Consider the following 12,385-nt stretch of genomic DNA (forward strand, 5'->3'; position numbering starts at 1 on the left):
ACCCTTATTCTGTACGGCCACGAGTCCTCCAGAAGCACCGGGACGGTCCCGTGGTGGCACCACCCGTCTAGCGCGGCCGGAGATCCAGGGCGATGTCCAGGATCGGTGACGAATGGGTCAGCCCGCCCACCGACAGATAGTCGACGCCGGTCGCGGCGTAGGCGGCCGCCGTCTCCAGGGTCAGGTTGCCGGTCGCCTCCAGCTCGACCCGGTCCCCCACCGCGCGCACCACCTCGGTCAGCAGCTCCGGCGTCATGTTGTCGCAGAGCAGGAAGTCCGCACCGGCGGCGACCGCCTCCTCCGCCTCGGCGAGCGTGGTCACCTCGACCTGCACCGAGACGTCCGGGAAGGTGGCGCGCACCAGCTCGTACGCCGCGGTGATGCTCCCCGCGGCCAGCTTGTGGTTGTCCTTGATCATGGCGACGTCGTACAGGCCCATGCGCTTGTTGGTGCCGCCACCGGCCCGGACCGCGTACTTCTCCAGCACCCGCAGCCCCGGCGTCGTCTTGCGGGTGTCCAGCACGGTGGCGCTGGTGCCCTGCAGGACGTCGGCCCATCGGCGGGTGTGGGTGGCCACGCCGGACATCCGGCACAGCAGGTTCAGCGCGGTGCGCTCGGCGGTCAGCAGCGCCCGGGACGGCCCGGTGATCACGGCGAGGACGTCGCCGCGGTGTACCCGGTCGCCGTCGCTCACCCGCGCCTCGAAGCTCGCCGCGCCGCCACTCGTGGCGGCGAACACCTCGGCGGCCACGAGCAGGCCGGCCACCACGCCGTCGGCCCGGGCCACCAGCTCGGCGGTGTCGGTCTGGGCGGCCGGGATGGTGGACTCGCTGGTCACGTCACGCGGCGGGTCGCCGAGGTCCTCGACGAGGGCGGTCAGCACGATCCGCTGTACCTCGGCCAGGTCGAGTCCGAGGAACTCGACCGGAACCTCGTCGCCGGGAAGGGGCTCGTCGGGGGAAAGCGTCACGCTGTGTCTCCTTCGTCGTGCTCTCCTGGCCCTTGCTTCGCTGCGGTGCAGTCGATCACGACATCTCCTGGAAGTCCTGGGTGAGAACGCCGTCGGGGCGGATCGCGTTGAGCAGGTGGCCGCGCCACTCGTCGGCCGCGTTCGGGTGGTCCTCGCGCCAGTGGCAGCCGCGGGTCTCGCGGCGGCTGCCGGCCGCCGCCACCAGCGTGGCCGCGACGGTCAGCAGGTTGGTTACCTCCCACGCCGCGTTGTTCGGCTTGGCCCGCTGCTCGGCCAGGCGGGCCAGCTCCTTGGCCGCGGTCTCGAGCGAGTCGGCGGAACGCAGCACCCCGGCCCCGCGCGTCATGGCCCGCTGCAGGTCCGTACGGATGGCCGGGTCGACGACCCAGGCCGGGCCGGCGGCCGCGCGCACCGGCTCGGCCGGCGGCGGTAGCTCGCGGGCGATGTCGTCGGCGATCCGGCGGGCGAAGACCAGGCCCTCCAGCAGCGAGTTGCTGGCCAGACGGTTCGCGCCGTGCACGCCGGTGCAGGCCACCTCACCGCACGCGTACAGCCCGTCGATGCTCGTGCGGCCGTGCAGGTCGGTACGGACGCCGCCGGAGGCGTAGTGGGCGGCCGGCGCGACCGGGATCAGGTCGGTGGCCGGGTCGACGCCTGCGGCCCGGGTCGACGCCATGATGGTCGGGAAGCGGCCCTCCAGGAACTCCCTGCCGAGGTGCCGGGCGTCCAGGTAGACGTGGTCGGCCCCGGTGGCCCGCAGCACCCGGTAGATGCCCTTGGCGACCACGTCGCGGGGCGCCAGCTCGGCCAGCTCGTGCTGCCCGACCATGAACCGCTTGCCGGCCTCGTCGATCAGGTGGGCGCCCTCACCGCGCAGCGCCTCGGAGATCAGCGGACGCTGTACCGGGTCCACCGGGGGAAATCCCGAGGTGGGGCCACGGGAGAAACCCGCTCCCGCGGTCCCGGAGCTCACGAACGAGGTGGGGTGGAACTGCACGAACTCGACGTCGGTGACCTCGGCGCCGGCCCGCAGCGCGAGCGCCACGCCGTCGCCGGTGGAGACCGACGGGTTCGTGGTGGACGAGAAGATCTGGCCCATACCGCCGGTGGCCAGCACCACGGCCCGGGCCAGCACCGCGCCCACGCCGTCCTCGCTGCCCTCGCCGAGCACGTGCAGGGTGATACCGCAGGCCCGGCCGTCGGCTGCGCGCAGCAGGTCGAGGACGAGCGCGTGCTCGACCAGCCGGATCCACGGGTCGCGGCGGACCGCCTCGTGCAGGGCGCGCTGCACCTCGGCGCCGGTCGCGTCGCCGCCGGCGTGCACGATCCGATCGGCGCGGTGGCCGCCCTCGCGGGTCAGCATGAGCGAGCCGTCGGGGTTGCGGTCGAACTCGGCGCCGCGGCGGATCAGCTCACGGATCCGGGCCGGGCCCTCCTCGACGAGCACCCGCACGGCGGCCGGGTCGCAGAGGCCGACCCCGGCGATCTCGGTGTCGTACGCGTGGGCCTGCGGGGTGTCCAGCGGGTCGAGAACGGCCGCGATGCCACCCTGCGCCCACCGGGTGGAGCCGTCATCAATGTTGACCTTGGTGACGACGGTGACGTGCAGACCCTGTTCCCGCAGGTAGAGGGCAGCGGTCAGGCCCGCGATGCCGGAGCCGACCACGACGACGTCGGTGGTCTCGGTCCAGCCTGGCTCGGCGGCGGCGAGCCGGCGGGGCAGCGCCGGGAGATCCGCGAGAGGTGACATGTGTTTCAGTACACTCCGCCCGTACGGCTGCGTCACGGCGGGGGCGCGATCAGTGGTAACCGTTACTTGTACTGGACCGGCAGGGCCTTCGTCCCCTTGCCCTTGAGCGAGCCGGTCAGCTCGGCCCCGTCCAGCCAGAGGTAACAGCGCACACCGTGGTCCCCGTGCGCCCAGACGTCGGCGTTGCCGGGCAGCGACACCACACCGGTGCGGTACTGGAGGTTCTCGTCGTCGGGTATCCCGGCGTACTTCGCGGCCACGCCGCGGCAGCCCTCGTGGAACTCCTCCCAGGCGGCGTCGCCCTTGGGATAGGCGGCCTTGGCGGGGGCGTTCCAGATCCCGGCGAACTCGGCGTTGTGCTTCTTCGCACAGTCGGCCGGCGGCATCGAGGTGATCGCCCCGGCCTTGTCGAGCTCGATGCGGTAGCAGGTCAGCAGCAGGTCGGACGTGGGGTCGGCGAGCGCGCCGCGCAGGCTGCCGGTCCGCTGGATGAGGGCACCGTCGTTCTCGATCGAGTCGAGTTCCACCACCTCGCAGCGGAACCAGCGGCTGCCGCCGCTCCACGCCGCCGGGGACGGCTGGGTGACGCCGATCCAGAGCCGGGCGTGACGCCACGGGCCGCCGACGTACTCGGTCGTCTTCTGATCGCAGACCTGGTAGGCCGCGCGGGCGCCGGCGGAGGTGCCGGCCGGTGGTTCGGCGGCGTCGGCGGCCGGCGCGGTGAACTCGCCGACGAAGACGGTCTCGGTCCGGTGCGGGACTCCGCAGTCGGTCTCCTCGTAGGTGGCCCGCGGCCCGGAGACGGCGAAGTTGGAGAGATGACAGGTCTCGGCGACCGGCACGAAGCCGGTCGCCGGAGCCATGGCACCCCAATCATTGGTCAGATCGCCGTCGACATCTCCGCCGCCGCCACATCCGGCGACGGCGAGCAGCGCCGCGGTTGCGACCATCCCCCATCGGAATCGCATGGGCCGTGCCTCCCGAGCCTCGGCAGCTATATCCGATTCGCCGACTATATGGCTACATCTCAGGCGCGGGAGGTGAAATCGATGAAGAGCTACACGGCGCTCAGGGTCAGGTCTCCACGCACCGGGTCACCGGCCATGCCCGCGGCCGCGGCGGCCGGGTCGGCACCCAGCTCGATGATCCGGTTGTCCGCGTCCACGTGCACGATCCGCGGCTGATGGGCCCGCGCCTCGGCGTCCTCCATCTGCCCGTACGAGATCAGGATGACCAGGTCACCCGGATGCACCAGGTGGGCCGCCGCACCGTTGATGCCGATCACGCCGCTGCCCCGTTCGCCCGGGATCACGTACGTCTCCAGGCGCGCCCCGTTCGTCACGTCGACGATCGCCACCTGCTCGCCGGGGATCAGATCGGCCGCCTCGAGCAGATCGAGATCGACCGTGACCGAGCCGACGTAGTGCAGGTCCGCCTGCGTCACCGTGGCACGGTGGATCTTCGACTTGAGCATGGTCCGGAGCATCAGGCGCCCTTCTGCAGAGTCAGCGGAACGTTGTCGATGAGCCGGGTGCCACCCACCCGGGCGGCCACCAGCAGGCGCGCCGGACCCTCGTCCGGGGCCGGTCCGAGATCCGAACCGGTCAGCGCGAGGTAGTCCACCCGTACGCCCGGCTCCTCGGAAAGGATCTTGTGGGCAGCCGCCAGGACCGCGTCGGGATCGCCGTGCGCCGCCCCTTCGCGCAAGGCGCGGGAAAGCGCCAGCGCGGCGATGCGGTCGTCCGGCGACAGGAAGCGGTTGCGGCTCGACAGGGCAAGACCATCGGCTTCGCGTACGGTCGGCACGCCCACGATCTCGACGGGCAGCTCGAGATCGCGCGCCATCCGGCGGATCAGCGCCAGCTGCTGGAAGTCCTTCTCGCCGAAGTACGCCACGTCAGCGCGGGTGAGCAGCAGCAGTTTCTCGACCACCGTGAGCATGCCGGAGAAGTGCCCGGGCCGGCTCGCGCCCTCCAGGATCTCGCCCAGCTCGCCCGGATGCATCGTGATCGACGGCGCCCCATGCGGGTAGACGTCGTCCCGGCTCGGCGCGAAGACCAGCGCGACACCCTCCGCCCGGCAGGCGGCCAGGTCGTCGTCGAGGGTCCGCGGATACTTCTCGAAATCCTCGCCCGGCCCGAATTGCAGCGGGTTCACGAAGATCGTGACGAGCACGAACGCGGACCGCTCCCGGGCCCGGCGCATGAGCTCCCGGTGTCCCTCGTGCAGCGCGCCCATCGTCATCACGACGGCGATCTCTCCGGTCACCCCGTCCAGCGCGGTGGCCAGGTCAGCGCGGGTGTGCGCCAGTGCGGTCACGGGTCGTTCCCTTCTCCTGGTGCGCCGCCCGCGCCAGGACGTCGAGCAGGGCCGTCGCGTCCTGCGGGCGCAGGCGGCCGGAGGCGATCGCCCGGTCCGCGGTGCGGCGGGCCATCGCCAGATAGGCGGGCACGGCGTCGGCCGGCATCCGGTCCAGGTGCTTGGCGACCGTGCCGGCGTCGCCGCGGGACACGGGACCGGTCAGCGCGGCGTCACCCATCCGCAGCGCGTTGTCCAGCGCGGCGGTCAGCAGCGGTGTCAGCACCCTGCCGGGTTCGCCGACGCCGGCCGCCCGTAGCAGGTCGGCCGCCTCGTTGACCAGGGTGACCATGTGGTTCGCGCCGTGCGCCAGGGCCGCGTGATAGACCGGCCGGGACTCCTCGGCCACCCACTCGGGCACCCCGCCCATGTCGGCGACGAGCCGGGTGGCGAAGACCCGGTCCGGAGCGGTCACGCCCCAGGCGATCCCGGGCAGCCGGCCCAGGTCGGTGTCCGCGCCCGTGAAGGTCATCGCGGGGTGCAGGGCCATGCCGTTCACATCGCCCAGCACGGCGAGTCCATGAGCCCCTGAGGTGTGCGCCACCACCGGCCCGTTGCGCAGCGCGCCGGTCCGGTCGAGTCCGGCGACCACCGCGGCCAGGTTGTCGTCCGGGACGGCCAGCAGCAGCAGATCGGTGGCCGCGCGGGCCACCTCGTCAGCGGGGAGGATCGCCGCGTCCGGCATCAGGCGGGCGGCCCGCTCACGGGATGCGGCGGAGACGGCAGCGGCGGCGACCACATGGTGCCCGGCCGCGTTCAGAGCCGCGCCCAGCACCGCACCGACCCGGCCGGCGCCGACGACGCCGACGGTCAAAGCGTTCATCCGTGGATCCAGTCCTCGTGTAGGGGTACCGGTCGAGCGCCAGTATGCGCCGCGTTCACAGGCCGGTGACAACCACGTGTGAATAACCGCACCGGCATCGATGCGACCCCGGTCGCGCCCACCCCAGAATCGGCCATCCACCGTCCGCTCTGAGCCCGCCGGCCGTACCCCCGTGACCGCCGAGCGCCCCCGGACGACCCGCCCTCGGGTACGCCCCGCCGAGCGGGGTGCGGCGCGTGGCGTACGAGATGAGGGTGATGGTGGAGAGGCCTAGGGTGACGGCATGGCTATCGGGTGGCGGCTGGCCATGCAGGCGGCTCTTTACGGCAGTGACGGGTTCTTCGTGCGGGAACGCGAGGGCCCCGCCGATCACTTCCGGACGAGCGTGCACGCCTCGCCGCTGTTCGCCGCTGCGCTTGCCCGCCTCGTCGGGCGGCTCGACGAGGCGCTCGGGCGACCGGAGACGTTCGACCTGGTGGATGTCGGCGCGGGTCGCGGCGAACTGATCATCGCGCTGCTCGCGATGCTGCCGGCCGAGCTGCGCGGGCGGCTGAACGTGACCGGCGTCGAGGTCGCGCCCCGCCCACCCGGCCTGGATCCGGCCGTGCACTGGCGGCGGGACGTCCCGGAACGGATCACCGGGTTGCTGGTGGCCACCGAGTGGCTGGACAACGTGCCGCTCGACATCGTGGAGACGGACGACGACGGACGGCTGCGCAAGGTCCTCGTGGACCGCGGGACCGGCGCCGAGACGCTGGGACCGCCGGCCGACCCCGCCGAGCTGTTCTGGATCAGCCGCTGGTGGCCGGGCACGGGCCGGATCGAGATCGGGGCGCCACGCGACGCCGCCTGGGCGCAGGCGGTCGAATCCGTCCACAGGGGCGCGGCGCTGTGTGTGGACTACGGGCACGTCAAGGCCGGGCGGCCGGTGTTCGGGACGCTGACCGGGTTCCGCGACGGCAGGCAGGTCACGCCCGTCCCGGACGGGCGCTGCGACGTGACGGCACATGTGGCGATGGACTCGGTGGCGTGCGCGGCCGGGACTCCGCATCGGATGGTCCGGCAGCGGGAGGCGCTGCGGGCGCTCGGTGTGGACGGTTCCCGGCCGTCCCTCGACCTGGCGCGCAGCGATCCGGCGGGCTATCTCCGGGCACTGAGCACCGCCGGGGCGGCCGCTGAGCTGACCGATCCCGCCGGACTCGGCGGACACTGGTGGCTGTGGCACAGCATCGGCCTGAGCGACCGTGGCACGATGCTCGGGTGACGGACTCGCTGCGGGAGATGACGGTCGGCACCGGCGCCGGCCTGGACACGGCCGACATGGTGCTCAACATCGGGCCCCAGCACCCGTCGACGCACGGCGTGCTGCGCCTCAAGCTCACCCTCGACGGCGAGCGCGTGGTCGCCTGCGAGCCGATCGTCGGATACATGCACCGCGGTGCCGAGAAGCTGTTCGAGGTGCGCGACTACCGGCAGATCATCATGCTGGCGAACCGGCACGACTGGCTGTCGGCGTTCTCCAACGAGCTGGGCGTGGTCCTCGCCGTCGAACGGCTCATGGGCATCGAGGTGCCGGAACGGGCCACCTGGCTGCGGATGACGCTGGCCGAGCTGAACCGGGTGCTCAACCACCTGATGTTCCTCGGCTCGTACCCGCTGGAGATCGGCGCGATCACGCCGATGTTCTACGCGTTCCGCGAGCGCGAGACGCTGCAGGCGGTGATGGAGGAGGTCTCCGGCGGCCGGATCCACTACATGTTCAACCGGGTCGGCGGCCTCAAGGAGGAGATCCCGGCAGGCTGGACGAAACGGGCCCGGCAGGCGGTCGCGGCGGTCCGGCGGCGGATGCCGGACCTCGACAACGTGATCCGGCGCAACGACATCTTCATGGCGCGCACGGTCGGCGTCGGCGTGCTCAGCGCGGCCGACGCCGCGGCCTTCGGCGCGTCCGGCCCGGTGGCCAGGGCGAGCGGTCTGGATTTCGACGTACGCCGGGACGAGCCCTATCTGCTGTACGACCAGATCGACGTGCCGGTGGTGACGCGGACGTCCGGCGACTGTCACGCCCGCTTCGAGGTGCTGCTCGAACAGGTCCTCGTGTCGCTCGACCTGATCGAGGAGTGCCTGGACCGCGTGGACCGCATCGGCGGCCCGGTCAACGTGCGGCTGCCCAAGGTGGTCAAGGCTCCCGAGGGGCACACCTACGCGTGGACCGAGAACCCGCTCGGGGTGAACGGCTACTACCTGGTGTCCCGCGGTGAGAAGACGCCGTGGCGGCTCAAGCTGCGGACCGCGTCCTACGCCAACGTGCAGGCGCTGGCCACGCTCATCCCGGGCTGCCTCGTGCCCGACCTGATCGCGATCCTGGGCTCGATGTTCTTCGTGGTCGGGGACATCGACAAGTAGCCGGTCACCAGTTCTGGGCGCTGCTGTCGTACCCGGGGTAGTTGGCGAAGTCGGCGAGGGTGCCCACGTTGGTGTCGTTCGCGGACGGCCGGTGCCGGCGGGCCTTGTACTCGGCGCTGGTGTCGGGGTCGTTGGCACCGGCGTACCCGTTCGTGGCCCCGAAGTCGCCGTCGGGGGCCTCCGGGCGTCCGTACTGCGTGCCGGGACGGACGGAGGCTGCCGCGCGGGCCGGTGGCGCCATCATGCCGTTGGGGCCGGGCGCGGCCATCATGCCGTTCGGACCGGGCGGCGGTGGTACGGCGGCCGCGGCCCGTGGCCGGGGCACCGGCTGCCCGAGCGGGACGGCCGGCGGCGTCATCGGGACCGACGCGGCCGCGGAGGCACGGGCGACCGGTGGGGACGGCGGCGGTACGGCCGCGCTCGCCCGGCCGACACTCGCCTGGGCGGCGAATCCCTGGCTGGTCTGCGCGGCGAATCCCTGACTGGTCTGCGCCGGGAAGCCCTGACTGGTCTGTGCCGGGAAGCCCTGACTGACCTGAGCCGGCGAGACCGGCCGGACGATGCCGGGGACCGAGGCACGGCCGCCGGTCGCCCGCACCGGGACCTCCGGCTCGTAGGGCTGCTCGCTCTGATACCCGTCGTCGTACCCGTAGCCGGCCTGGTCGTAGCCGGTCTGGTCATAACCGGACTCGTCGTAGCCGGACTGGTCGTACTCATAGCCGTTCTCCGGCGGTCCGCCGTAGGAGGCCATGACCGGCTCCGGCTGGTGCACGAACTTGGTCCGTTCCACGAATTCCTGCTGAGGAACGAACTCCTCCTGGGCGACGAACTCCTGCTGGGCAACGAACTCCTGCTGGGGAACGAACTCCTGCTGGGCGACGAAGGGTTCGGGCTCGAAGCCGCCGCCGTACACCGGGGCGTGTCCGCCCGGGTTCCGCGGCGTCAACGGCGGCCGGGTGTCGGCCTGCGGAGCCGGCGAGGCGTTGGCGAACTCCGCCCGCAACTCGCGGCGCACCGCGTCGACCTCCTGGGCGACCCGATCCTCCACGTCCATCCGGAGCAGCTCGGGATCGCTGCGTATCAGCACCGACGCGCCGATCAGCACCACGCTGACGGCTATCAGCAGCACCGCGAAGCGAACCGTGTTGGAGTTGCCACCGATCAGCACCACGGCGGCCGCGATCGGGGCGAGGACCACGCCCGCCCAGACGAGGCCACGGAGCAGCCGCACGCTGTGTCCCGCTTGGTCGTCCCGTTCCGGCATGGCCGCAGATGTTACCGAGAGCACGTCTCCGACAAAATAGTTGAACCCGGTACGGCACGTTCGGTCAGCCTCCAGCGGAAACCCGGCTGTTTCTCACCGCTGCCCCGATGACCGGGCAGCGGTGAGAAGCCGTCAGCGCGTGCCGCGCCAGCCGCCGAGGGAGGCGAGGCCGATGATCCAGCCGACGAAGAAGCCGTACCCCGCGCCGGAACCGGCCGCGTTGAAGGCGCCGAGCAGCGACGGGTTGGTGAGGAACAGGGTCGCGAACAGGGCGGCGAACGCCCCGGCGAAGATGTAAGCGGCCCAGCCGGCCAGGAACTGGCTGACCGTGCCGCGGGCCCGGGCCAGCTGTGAACCGGGCAGCAGGTAGAGGAAGACGAAGGTCAGCACTACGACCAGGATCGCCTTGAGGTCACCGACGATCACGTCGCGCAGTGAGTCGTCGGTGTCGAAACTCCAGGCCGGCCACGCCAGCAGACGAAGCCACCATCCGCCGGCGGTGGCCGGGTTCGTGTTCTCCTGGGCCCAGTCCGCGTACCACGGGCTGCCGAAGACCAGGACGAGTATCAGTGCGGCGAGTGTTCCCGCACCGGGTGCGGTCTTGTAACGGTTACCGAGAGCCATGCCCGCCAAATTCCCAGCGGACACTCAGTTTCAAACGACGACTGTCGCTATCTGCTCAGATAGTCGATGAAGGCGGCCCGCAGCAGGGGTTCCTGGGCACCGAGGTCGCGCCCCTCGAATTCGCGCCACAGGGCGACCGCCTCGTCCACGGTCGGTCCGATCGAGTTGGGCGCACCGTCGAGCGAGGCGGCGTCACCGGCGTCCGGCAGGTGTCCCAGCACCGACCAGAAGAAGGCGACGTCGTGCTTGGCGCGGGCTTTGGCGAAAGCCTGCTCCCGCAGAGTGTCGGTGGGCAGGGCGTCCAGTTCGGCGAAGCTGGGCGAGGTCATGTCCGAAAGCATACTTTCAGCGGTTGGCGCCCCACGGCCCGTCGTCCCAACGGTCGCTGCGCGGGGCCGGGGTGGCCGGCGTGTTCCAGGTCTCCGGCAGGGTCGGCGACCAGTTGGCGCCGCCGGACGGTGCCGCGTTCCACTCCTCGGGGGTGCGGCCGGCGTACGGGCTGCCGTACGACTCGACGAAGCGTGTCACCACCAGACCGGCCACCATCAGCGAGCCGGCGATCGCGAACAGCGCGATGTCGAGCTCGAGCAGCACCTGATAACGCAGGAAGAGGGTCAGCGCGGTGACCGCGAACAGGGTGCCGAAGATGCCGCCACGCCGCCCGTAGGCGCTGGTCCCGGCGAGCAGGGCCAGTCCGATGGCGATGCCGGTCCACTCGAACCCGGTCTCCGGGGCGATCGGGCCGTCGGCGCCGGCCGCGATCAGCACACCGGCGCCGGTCGCGAACAGCGACGAAAGCGGCAGCGTGAGCATCGCCGGGACCGCGGCGGTGACGCCGCGCCGCTGGGCCGGGTCACCGGTGGGCCGGGTCCGTCCGAGGAAGCGGCGCACCGGGCCGATGGCGCCGAGCCCGGCGCCCACCACGGCCAGCACCGCGAAGCCGCCGAAGAGCAGGAAGGCCTGGCTGGTCGGGTCCCAGTCGCCCTGCACGTTCACCGGGCCGGGCCGCAGCTGGATGTAGACGATGACGCCGAAGGCGGCGGCCAGGGTGGCGGCCCAGCCGGGCACGTGCAGGACGGTCACGATCAGTCCGACCGCGAGGCTGGCGGCCGCGGCGACGATCATCGCCGGGACGATCGCCTGGACCAGGCCCTTGTCGCTGTTCTCGGCGTACTGCACGGCGGCCGCGAGAGCGATCGGCCCGATCGCCAGGTTGGGCACGCCGGCCCGCAGGGTGAGGCCCGCGCCGAGGGTGAGCAGACCGATCGAGGCGCCGGTGACCAGCAGCGCGTCCAGAGCCGGGCGCTGCAGGGCGGCCGAGTCCTCGCGCTGGAGCAGGAAGCCGATGACCGCGGCGGCGACCAGGAGCATGACCTCCCAGCTGAGGTGGATGCCGAGCCGGTCGCGCCCGTCCTCCTCGGCAGACTGGGTCGCCCCGGTGGCGGTCACGGGGCTGCGCAGCGACTGGTCGAGCGTGGTGCCGGCGGTGTCGTCGTACTGCACCCGGCGCCGGTAGGCGGCCGGATCGGACTCGGTGGTCTCGTCACCGGTCCGGCGGAAGGTGGTGTCGTCGTACGCCATGGTCCGCGCCTCCTTACGCCTCCACGAGCGGTTCGAGGCGCACGCTACTCCGGCTTCGTCCCCGCCCGCCGCAAAGCATACGGATCCGAGACCATGTCAGTTCAGAGCACAAGTCTCTTCGAAGATCGTCAGTACGCGGCTGCCGGCGGATCGGAGCGGTCGTCCCTCCGGTCGGGGTCCTCCGGTACGCGGCAGGCCCGCTCCAGCCAGAGCGCGGCGCCGATCAGGGCGACCGCGGCGACCAGTGTGGTGACCGCGACCGGGACGCTGGAGGCGGCCTCGTCGGTCGGCTCCAGCAGCAGCCAGACGAGCAGCCCCGCGGTGAACCCCCCGGACAGCGCGCCGACCAGCGAGGACGCTTTGGCCAGAGCGGCGAACCGGGCCACCGACAGCGCGTGCACCGGCAGCGAGCCGGGTTTGCGCTGGATGCGGGCACTCGTGTTCTGCGCCAGGTAGGCCTCGGCCACCGCCAGCACGGCCAGCACCCCGGCGCCGGTCCACGGCAGCGGTGAGATGCGGTAGAAGAGGTCGTTCGTGGAGATCAGCAGCCACGCCACGGCGGCGGCCACGAGGGCGGCCACCACCAGCGTCGACATGCTCGTCGGCCGC

At 71.9% G+C, this 12,385-nt stretch carries 13 protein-coding genes; 2 read left to right on the plus strand and 11 right to left on the minus strand.

The window, feature by feature from the left end:
• Positions 1-67: 67 nt before the first annotated feature.
• The 6 genes from nadC to CLV67_RS20345 form a co-directional block, all read right to left on the minus strand.
• The gene (gene nadC / locus CLV67_RS20320) at positions 68-970 is read right to left on the minus strand and encodes a carboxylating nicotinate-nucleotide diphosphorylase (RefSeq protein ID WP_106320699.1); all 903 of its coding nucleotides are present in this window, start codon (positions 968-970) and stop codon (positions 68-70) included.
• A 55-nt stretch (positions 971-1,025) separates the two neighbouring features.
• Positions 1,026-2,720: an L-aspartate oxidase gene (locus tag CLV67_RS20325; protein ID WP_106320700.1), complete on the minus strand. Its 1,695-nt coding sequence runs from the start codon at positions 2,718-2,720 to the stop codon at positions 1,026-1,028.
• A gap of 62 nt (positions 2,721-2,782) precedes the next feature.
• Positions 2,783-3,688 carry a septum formation family protein gene (locus CLV67_RS20330; RefSeq protein ID WP_106320701.1) on the minus strand — a complete coding sequence of 302 codons (906 nt, stop codon included), beginning with the start codon at positions 3,686-3,688 and terminating at the stop codon, positions 2,783-2,785.
• An 89-nt stretch (positions 3,689-3,777) separates the two neighbouring features.
• A complete protein-coding gene (panD, locus tag CLV67_RS20335; RefSeq protein ID WP_106320703.1) occupies positions 3,778-4,206 on the minus strand; it encodes an aspartate 1-decarboxylase in 429 nt (142 codons plus the stop codon).
• Positions 4,206-5,039, minus strand: coding sequence for a pantoate--beta-alanine ligase (gene panC, locus CLV67_RS20340; protein WP_106320705.1), 834 nt, complete (start codon positions 5,037-5,039; stop codon positions 4,206-4,208). The genes panD and panC overlap by 1 nt, the downstream gene beginning before the upstream one ends.
• Positions 5,011-5,901 carry a Rossmann-like and DUF2520 domain-containing protein gene (locus CLV67_RS20345; RefSeq protein ID WP_106320707.1) on the minus strand — a complete coding sequence of 297 codons (891 nt, stop codon included), beginning with the start codon at positions 5,899-5,901 and terminating at the stop codon, positions 5,011-5,013. The genes panC and CLV67_RS20345 overlap by 29 nt, the downstream gene beginning before the upstream one ends.
• Before the next feature lie 283 nt (positions 5,902-6,184).
• Here CLV67_RS20345 and CLV67_RS20350 point away from each other — a divergent pair, with 283 nt between their 5' ends.
• Entirely contained in the window at positions 6,185-7,165 is a 981-nt protein-coding gene (locus CLV67_RS20350; RefSeq protein ID WP_106320709.1) for an SAM-dependent methyltransferase, read from the plus strand.
• 17 nt (positions 7,166-7,182) lie between these two features.
• The gene (locus CLV67_RS20355) at positions 7,183-8,307 is read left to right on the plus strand and encodes an NADH-quinone oxidoreductase subunit D (RefSeq protein ID WP_106321311.1); all 1,125 of its coding nucleotides are present in this window, start codon (positions 7,183-7,185) and stop codon (positions 8,305-8,307) included.
• 4 nt (positions 8,308-8,311) lie between these two features.
• On the opposite strand, the gene CLV67_RS20360 is transcribed toward CLV67_RS20355, so the two are convergent.
• The 5 genes from CLV67_RS20360 to CLV67_RS20380 all read right to left on the minus strand — a co-directional run bounded on the left by CLV67_RS20360 (position 8,312) and on the right by CLV67_RS20380 (position 12,372).
• Positions 8,312-9,571 carry a hypothetical protein gene (locus CLV67_RS20360; protein ID WP_106320711.1) on the minus strand — a complete coding sequence of 420 codons (1,260 nt, stop codon included), beginning with the start codon at positions 9,569-9,571 and terminating at the stop codon, positions 8,312-8,314.
• Positions 9,572-9,703: 132 nt separating this feature from the next.
• Entirely contained in the window at positions 9,704-10,195 is a 492-nt protein-coding gene (locus tag CLV67_RS20365) for a hypothetical protein (RefSeq protein WP_106320713.1), read from the minus strand.
• 47 nt (positions 10,196-10,242) lie between these two features.
• On the minus strand, positions 10,243-10,536 hold the full coding sequence (locus CLV67_RS20370) for a hypothetical protein (RefSeq protein ID WP_106320715.1): 294 nt from the start codon (positions 10,534-10,536) through the stop codon (positions 10,243-10,245).
• 4 nt (positions 10,537-10,540) lie between these two features.
• A complete protein-coding gene (locus CLV67_RS20375; protein ID WP_106320717.1) occupies positions 10,541-11,776 on the minus strand; it encodes an ABC transporter permease in 1,236 nt (411 codons plus the stop codon).
• 128 nt (positions 11,777-11,904) lie between these two features.
• Positions 11,905-12,372: a DUF3180 domain-containing protein gene (locus CLV67_RS20380; RefSeq protein WP_106321314.1), complete on the minus strand. Its 468-nt coding sequence runs from the start codon at positions 12,370-12,372 to the stop codon at positions 11,905-11,907.
• Positions 12,373-12,385 lie beyond the last annotated feature (13 nt).

This window comes from Actinoplanes italicus (genome assembly GCF_003001815.1).
GTDB classification, from domain to species: domain Bacteria; phylum Actinomycetota; class Actinomycetes; order Mycobacteriales; family Micromonosporaceae; genus Actinoplanes; species Actinoplanes italicus.

Bases quoted from the DNA above. Each gene is read 5' to 3' on its own strand.
- CLV67_RS20325 (WP_106320700.1), bottom strand. From the start codon at position 2,720: ATGTCACCTCTCGCGGATCTCCCGGCGCTGCCCCGCCGGCTCGCCGCC.
- CLV67_RS20355 (WP_106321311.1), top strand. From the start codon at position 7,183: ATGACGGTCGGCACCGGCGCCGGCCTGGACACGGCCGACATGGTGCTC.
- CLV67_RS20365 (WP_106320713.1), bottom strand. From the start codon at position 10,195: ATGGCTCTCGGTAACCGTTACAAGACCGCACCCGGTGCGGGAACACTC.
- panD (WP_106320703.1), bottom strand. From the start codon at position 4,206: ATGCTCCGGACCATGCTCAAGTCGAAGATCCACCGTGCCACGGTGACG.
- CLV67_RS20370 (WP_106320715.1), bottom strand. From the start codon at position 10,536: ATGCTTTCGGACATGACCTCGCCCAGCTTCGCCGAACTGGACGCCCTG.
- CLV67_RS20360 (WP_106320711.1), bottom strand. From the start codon at position 9,571: ATGCCGGAACGGGACGACCAAGCGGGACACAGCGTGCGGCTGCTCCGT.
- CLV67_RS20380 (WP_106321314.1), bottom strand. From the start codon at position 12,372: ATGTCGACGCTGGTGGTGGCCGCCCTCGTGGCCGCCGCCGTGGCGTGG.
- CLV67_RS20350 (WP_106320709.1), top strand. From the start codon at position 6,185: ATGGCTATCGGGTGGCGGCTGGCCATGCAGGCGGCTCTTTACGGCAGT.
- CLV67_RS20330 (WP_106320701.1), bottom strand. From the start codon at position 3,688: ATGCGATTCCGATGGGGGATGGTCGCAACCGCGGCGCTGCTCGCCGTC.
- CLV67_RS20345 (WP_106320707.1), bottom strand. From the start codon at position 5,901: ATGAACGCTTTGACCGTCGGCGTCGTCGGCGCCGGCCGGGTCGGTGCG.
- CLV67_RS20375 (WP_106320717.1), bottom strand. From the start codon at position 11,776: ATGGCGTACGACGACACCACCTTCCGCCGGACCGGTGACGAGACCACC.